Origin of the sequence: Kitasatospora sp. DSM 101779, assembly GCF_025655475.1 — a bacterium.
GTDB lineage: Bacteria > Actinomycetota > Actinomycetes > Streptomycetales > Streptomycetaceae > Kitasatospora.
The window spans coordinates 2,684,871-2,690,870 of the sequence record NZ_JAHTIK010000001.1; the positions used below are offsets into that span (position 1 = coordinate 2,684,871).

The 6,000-nt window shown below is 76.5% G+C and carries 4 protein-coding genes and 2 pseudogenes; 4 read left to right on the forward strand and 2 right to left on the reverse strand.

Annotation, left to right across the window (positions count from 1 at the left end):
- Window positions 1-94 precede the first annotated feature (94 nt).
- The 3 genes and pseudogenes from KSNIM_RS39425 (at window position 95) to KSNIM_RS12450 (ending at window position 3,382) form a co-directional block, all read left to right on the forward strand.
- A pseudogene (locus tag KSNIM_RS39425) lies at window positions 95-1,460 on the forward strand (DUF692 domain-containing protein).
- A gap of 52 nt (window positions 1,461-1,512) precedes the next feature.
- Window positions 1,513-2,535 (forward strand): TIGR04222 domain-containing membrane protein, encoded by a 1,023-nt coding sequence (locus KSNIM_RS12445; RefSeq protein ID WP_263103303.1) that lies wholly within the window; start codon window positions 1,513-1,515, stop codon window positions 2,533-2,535.
- Window positions 2,536-2,611: 76 nt separating this feature from the next.
- Window positions 2,612-3,382: a TIGR04222 domain-containing membrane protein gene (locus tag KSNIM_RS12450; RefSeq protein ID WP_263103304.1), complete on the forward strand. Its 771-nt coding sequence runs from the start codon at window positions 2,612-2,614 to the stop codon at window positions 3,380-3,382.
- A 67-nt stretch (window positions 3,383-3,449) separates the two neighbouring features.
- Here the strand turns inward: KSNIM_RS12450 and hemQ are convergent, their stop codons facing one another.
- Both hemQ and hemG read right to left on the reverse strand, forming a co-directional pair.
- Entirely contained in the window at window positions 3,450-4,163 is a 714-nt protein-coding gene (gene hemQ / locus KSNIM_RS12455) for a hydrogen peroxide-dependent heme synthase (protein ID WP_263103305.1), read from the reverse strand.
- The gene (gene hemG / locus KSNIM_RS12460; RefSeq protein WP_263103306.1) at window positions 4,160-5,566 is read right to left on the reverse strand and encodes a protoporphyrinogen oxidase; all 1,407 of its coding nucleotides are present in this window, start codon (window positions 5,564-5,566) and stop codon (window positions 4,160-4,162) included. Before hemG ends, hemQ begins: the two co-directional genes overlap by 4 nt.
- 243 nt (window positions 5,567-5,809) lie before the next feature.
- Between hemG and KSNIM_RS12465 the strand changes: the two are divergent.
- Window positions 5,810-6,000, forward strand: a pseudogene (locus KSNIM_RS12465) (hypothetical protein); the annotation flags it as partial.

Here is a 6,000-nt window from a genome sequence, read left to right on the forward strand (position 1 = left end):
AGTTCGGCCGCCGGTGGTTGGCAGCCGTGTCCGGCCGGTACACCCTCAGCAGCGGACACCGGCGGCGTCGGACGCAGGAGAGGGGGGAGCGCGCATGGCGCACTCGACGGAGCCGCCCCGGCTGGGGGTGGGGATCGGCTGGCGGGCGGAGATCGACACCGCGGTCGAGCGGCTGTCCGGCGTGGACTGGGTGGAGGTGGTCGCGGAGAACGTCTGCGCCGACCATCTGCCGCGTTCGCTGGAGGTGCTGCGCGGGCGCGGCGTCACGGTCGTCCCGCACGGGGTGTCGCTCGGCCTCGGCGGTGCCGAGCCGCCGGCCCGGCACCGGCTGGAGCGGCTGGCCGGGGTGGCCGAGGCGCTCGGTGCGCCGCTGGTCACCGAGCACCTGGCCTTCGTCCGTGCGGGCGGGATGGAGTCGGGGCACCTGCTGCCGGTGCCGCGGTCGCGGGACTCGCTGCGGGTGGTCGCGGAGAACGTCCGGATCGCCCAGGACCAGCTGCCGGTGCCGCTCGCGCTGGAGAACATCGCGGCCCACCTGCGCTGGCCGGACGACGAGCTGACCGAGGGCGAGTTCCTCGCCGAGCTGGTGGAGCGGACGGGCGTGCGGCTGCTGGTGGACGTCGCGAACCTGCACACCAACCGGGTCAACCTGGGCCTGGACGTCACCGCCGAGCTGGCCAGGCTGCCGCTGGAGGCTCTCGCCTACGTGCACGTCGCCGGCGGGGTGGAGCGGGACGGCGTCTGGCACGACACCCACGCCCACCCGGTCACCGAGCCGGTGCTGGAGGTGCTCGCCGAACTGTGCGGGCGCGCCGTGCCGCCCGGCGTGCTGCTGGAACGGGACGACGCCTTCCCGCCGCCGGCCGAGCTGGCCGGCGAACTCGACGCGATCCGGGCCGTCCTGGAGCGCGCGCCGCTCGCCGAGGGGGTGCGGCACGGTGGCTGAGCCCGACGAGTACCTGCTGCGCGGGGACGACGCCGAGCTGGCGGTGGCCCGGGCCCGGCTCGCCCGGCGGCAGACCGAGCTGATGGCCGCGCTGGTCGCGGGCGGCCCGGTGCCGGAGGGCTTCGACCCGGCGCAGGTCGCCACCCAGGCCCGCGGGCTGCTCGCCAAGCGGCGGGACACCACCGCGCGGGTGGTGCCCGAGCCGGCCCGGATCCTCGGTGCCGACTGGCGGCCGCTGTTCGACCGGTACGCCCGGCAGGGCCCGCAGCGCGGCGGGTACCGGGCCGACGCGCGGGAGTTCGCCGCCTGGGCACTGGCCGCGGAACCGGCCGCCGCCTGGCACGCCGAACTGGAGCACTGGCTGCGGCCCGCGGCGGCGGCGCACGCGCCCGGTCCGCTGCGGGCGGCCCGGGCGGTGTTGTCCGGCACGGTGCTGGCCCGCACGGTGCACGACCGCCTGCGCCGCCGCGGCGGTGCGGACACCCACGGCCGGCCGGCCCCGTCCCGGGGCTGAGCACGGCACCACCGGGTCCGCCGGACCCGTTCGACCCACGGGGGAGACAACGATGTGGAGTACGGAGTTCACCGTGGCCCTCGTCCTGGTGCTGGCCACCGGGGCGGCAGTGGGCGTCACCCACGCGCGGCTGCGCCGGGTGCCGCACCCGCGGGGCCTGTCCGGGCGCGGCCTGGAACTGATGGAGACGGCCTTCCTGGCCGGTGGCCCGGCCCGGGTCGCGGTCACCGCCCTGGTGCGGATGCAGCAGGAGGGCCGGGTGATCGTGGCGCGGTCCGGCCTGGTCACCGTCACCGACCCGGCTCCCCGGGACGCCGTCGAGGCTGCGCTGATCGACGCGGCCGGCCCCGGCCGGCAGCAGGACGCCGACGTGCTGCGCCGCCAGGTGGCGCGCAGCGCTGCCGTCCAGGAGATCGGCGACCGGCTGGCCGACCGCGGCCTGATGCGCCGGCCGGACCGCCACCGGGCGGTGGTGCGGGCCCGCCGCCTGATGGGCCTGGCGCTGCTGGCGACGGTGGTCCTCGGCGTGTTCGCGATGGTCGACTGGACGAGCCGCACCTTCGACGGCCGGTACACCGGGGCGCCGCCGGTCTTCCCGTTCGCCGTGCTGCTGGTCGCCGGCGTGTTCTACATGGCCGCGACCAGGCCGGACAAGGGACGGGTCACCCCGGCGGGCCGCCGCCAGCTGTCGATGATGAAGGAGGGCGGCGCCTGGCGGCCGTACGACGTGGTGGCGCCCGTCGCCGCACTGACCGTGCTCGGCGCGCTGGCCCTGGAGGGCACCGACGAGCTGGACGATGAGATGCGGGCGGCGCTGACGGCCCGGCAGCTGGCCGCCTCGTCCTCGGCGTCGTCGTCCTCGTCCTGCTCCACGGCGACCTGGTGCGGGTCCGGCTCGGACAGCGGCTCCTCGTCGAGCTGCGGCTCGTCCAGCTGCGGGTCCTCCTCGTCCAGCTGCGGCTCGTCGTCGGGCTGCGGTTCGTCCGGCAGTTCGTGCGGATCCTCCGGCAGCTCCTGCTCGTCGGGGAGCTCCTGCGGGTCCAGCTGCGGCGGCGGCGGGTGCGGCGGGTCCTGATCCGGCTTGTCACAGTTTCGTATCGCGGGCGGGGCACGTGTTCCCCGCCCGCCCCTGCCGGGACTAGAACAAGCCCATGTGGGTGCTCCTCCTGATCCCGGCCTGCGCGGCTGCCGCGTTCTCCTGCTTGCAGCTGGTCCGGGTCGCCACCAGGGCCGACCTGCTCGACGGCCTCGGCTCCCGGCCCCCCGAAGCGGTGGGGATCGGCCTGTACGAGACCGCCTACCTGGCCGGCGGACCCGGCCGGGTGGTGGAGCTGGCGCTGGTGCTGATGGCGGGCCGCGGCCGGCTGCACCTCGCGCACACCGGCTGGACGACCGTCGTCGACCCGCGGGGCCGCAGCCGGCTGGAGCGGGCGCTGATCGAGCAGATCGGGCCGGAGGGCCAGTGCCGGACGGCGCCGCTGCGGGCCTCGCTGGCGGCGCACCCGACCGTCCGGGAGATCGGTGACCGCCTCGCCCGGGCCGGTCTGGCGACTCCGGAGACCGTCCGCCGGGACACCTCGCGGGCGGTGCGGCACGTCCGGATGGCGCTGCTGCTGTGCGTCCTGCTGCTGGCCGCGTCGCTCGCCCTCGCCGCCCCCGGCACCGGCGACGCCGGTGCGGCGATCGCCTGGTTCTCGCTGCCGTTGATCCTCACCTGCGGCACCCTGCTGATGGCCCGGGTGGACGTGCACACCTACACCCGGTTCGCCGCGCCCGCGGGCCTGGAGGTGCTGCGCACCGCCCGGGTTCCCCGCCAGCTCGGCCACGACCGGGACCCGGAGCAGGCGCTGCTCACGGCCGTGGCCATGGTCGGCCCGGCCGCCCTCACCGACGAACGGCTGCGGGCGGCGCTGCGGACCTGAGTCCGCTGCGCCGCCCGTGCGGCAGGACCGTGCCGGTTCGGACCGCGTCCGCCCGGTCCGGGTCGGCTCAGACCAGGCCGGCGAGGAGCTCCGCGACCGGCTTGCGGCGACCGGTGAAGAACGGCACCTCCTCGCGGACGTGCAGTCGGGCCCGGGACGGGCGCAGGTCGCGCATCAGGTCGACGATCCGGTGCAGCTCGTCCGCCTCGAAGGCGAGCAGCCACTCGTAGTCGCCGAGGGCGAAGGAGGCGACCGTGTTGGCCCGGACGTCCGGGTAGCCGCGGGCCATCATGCCGTGCTCGGCGAGCATGGCGCGGCGCTCCTCGTCGGGCAGCAGGTACCACTCGTAGGAGCGGACGAACGGGTAGACGCAGACGTAGTCGCGGGCGCGCTCGTCGGCGAGGAACGCCGGGATGTGCGACTTGTTGAACTCGGCCGGGCGGTGCAGCGCCATGTTCGACCAGACCGGCTCCAGGACACGGCCGACGGCGGTGCGGCGGAAGCGGTTGTACGCCTCCTGCAGGTCGTCCGAGTTCTCGGCGTGCCACCAGATCATCACGTCCGCGTCGGCCCGCAGGCCGGACACGTCGTAGGTGCCGCGCACGGTGACGTCCTTGGCGTCGAGCTGGGCGAAGAGCTCGTCCACCTCGGCGGCCAGGGTGGCGCGGTCCTCGGGCAGCTCACCCTTGAGCTTGAACACCGACCACATGGTGTAGCGGATGACCTGGTTGAGGTCGCGGGCCTTCTTCTTCACGGGCTGCTGTTCAGTGCTCTCAGTCATGTCCTCATTGTCCCTTCCGGGGCTCCGGCGCCGTCCGCCGGGGTCAACAACTCGTTGACGGCGCGGCGGGCACTGCCGATGCAGGCGGGGATGCCCACCCCGTCGTAGGCGGCGCCGCAGACCGCCAGCCGACCGGCCTCGGCGACCAGCCGGCGGACCCGGGTCATCCGGTCCAGGTGGCCCACCGGGTACTGCGGCAGGCCGGCCCGCCAGCGGGTGACCGCGGTGGCGTACGGCGCGGCGCGCAGCCCGGTCGCCCGCTCCAGGTCGGCCAGCGAGCGCGCGACGAGCTCCTCGTCCGGCAGGTCGAGGGCGGCCTCCTCGCGGTGCCGGCCGAGCGAGGTGCGCAGCAGGAACGCCTCCGGCGCGGCGCGGTCCAGCCATCCCCACTTGTACGAGGAGAAGGTCGAGGCCTTGATCGCCCGGCCGTCCACCGGCGGCACCAGGAAGCCGCTGCCGTACGGGAGGGCGGCCGCGTCGGCACGCTCGAAGGCCATGGTGACCAGGGCCATCCCGGCGTACTCGACGGTGTCCAGCTCGGCCGCGGCGGCCGGGGCGTCGGTGCGCAGCAGCGCGGCCGCCTGCGGGGCGGGCACCGCCAGCACCACGGCGTCGGCGTGCAGTGCCTCGCCGCCGACGACCACCCGCCAGCCCTCGGGGGTGCGGCGCAGTTCGTCGACGGGGCTGGCGGTGCGCAGGTCGGCGCCGCCGCGCCGCAGGTGGGCCGCGGCGGCCTCCGGCAGGGTGCCGAGCCCGCCGCGGATGCCCTGGAAGACCGGGCCGGCGTCGGGTCGGGCCCGGCCGACGAGCTCGTGCACGCCGTCGACCAGGGCTCCGCCGCCGCGGGCGAGCGGGAGCAGCTGCGGGACGGCGGCGCGCAGCGAGATCTCGTCGGCGTGGCCGGCGTAGACACCGCCGAGCAGCGGTTCGACGAGCCGGTCGACGACCTCGCGGCCGAGCCGGGCGGAGACGTAGGCGCCGATCGCGACGTCCTCGCCGACCCGGGTCGGGCGCTCGTGCCGGGCGCGGTCCAGGCCGTCGGCGGAGAGCACCTCGGAGGCGGCCAGGGCGTCGAGGTCGCCGGGCACGCCCATCAGCTGTCCGCCGGGCAGCGGGCGCAGGGCGCCGCGGGTCCAGATGGCGGCCTTCGCGCCGGTGGGCGGCTCCAGCTCGTCGGCGAGGCCGACGGCGCGGGCCAGCTCCACCGCCTCGGGGCGGCGGGCGAGCATCGACTCGGCGCCGAGGTCGACCCGGACGCCGCCGACCTCCCCCGCCATGAGCTTGCCGCCGAGGCGCTCGGACGCCTCCAGCACGGTGACCCGGTGCGGGCCGTCGCTCAGGAACACCGCTGCGGCGAGTCCGGCGATGCCGCCGCCGATCACCACGACATGAGGTTCTGCCATGTCCGGCAGTCTTCCACTCCTTACGCGCGCCCCCGGGCTGCCCCGCTCGGCCGCGGCCGGTCCGGCCCGGCCGGGCTGTCGGCGGTCCGTCAACTCCGCTGCCCCGCACGGGCGGTGTTCACCGGGGCGAGGCCGGACCGTGACCGGTTCGGGATCACCGGGACGGGTCCGGACAGGCCGCGGGCGCGTCCAATGGTGCGACCGGCGCGGAACACCGCGCGGAGGGACCAGGGGAGGACGGACATGGGGCGCACGGACACGGGGCTCGCGGGCAGACGGGTGCTGGCCGGCACCGCGCTGGCGGCGGTGCTGCTGCTGAGCGGGTGCGGCGCGGAGGGCGGCCGGTCCTCCTCGGACGCCGCGGCACCCGCCCAGGCGGTGGCGCCGAAGGCCGCACCCACCGCGGGCGGGCCCGCGGCCGGGGCGGGGGCGGC

What these genes read in the sequence shown, in the direction of transcription:
- KSNIM_RS12445 (WP_263103303.1), top strand. Translation starts at nt 1,513, where the DNA reads ATGTGGAGTACGGAGTTCACCGTGGCCCTCGTCCTGGTGCTGGCCACC.
- KSNIM_RS12450 (WP_263103304.1), top strand. Translation starts at nt 2,612, where the DNA reads ATGTGGGTGCTCCTCCTGATCCCGGCCTGCGCGGCTGCCGCGTTCTCC.
- hemQ (WP_263103305.1), bottom strand. Translation starts at nt 4,163, where the DNA reads ATGACTGAGAGCACTGAACAGCAGCCCGTGAAGAAGAAGGCCCGCGAC.
- hemG (WP_263103306.1), bottom strand. Translation starts at nt 5,566, where the DNA reads ATGGCAGAACCTCATGTCGTGGTGATCGGCGGCGGCATCGCCGGACTC.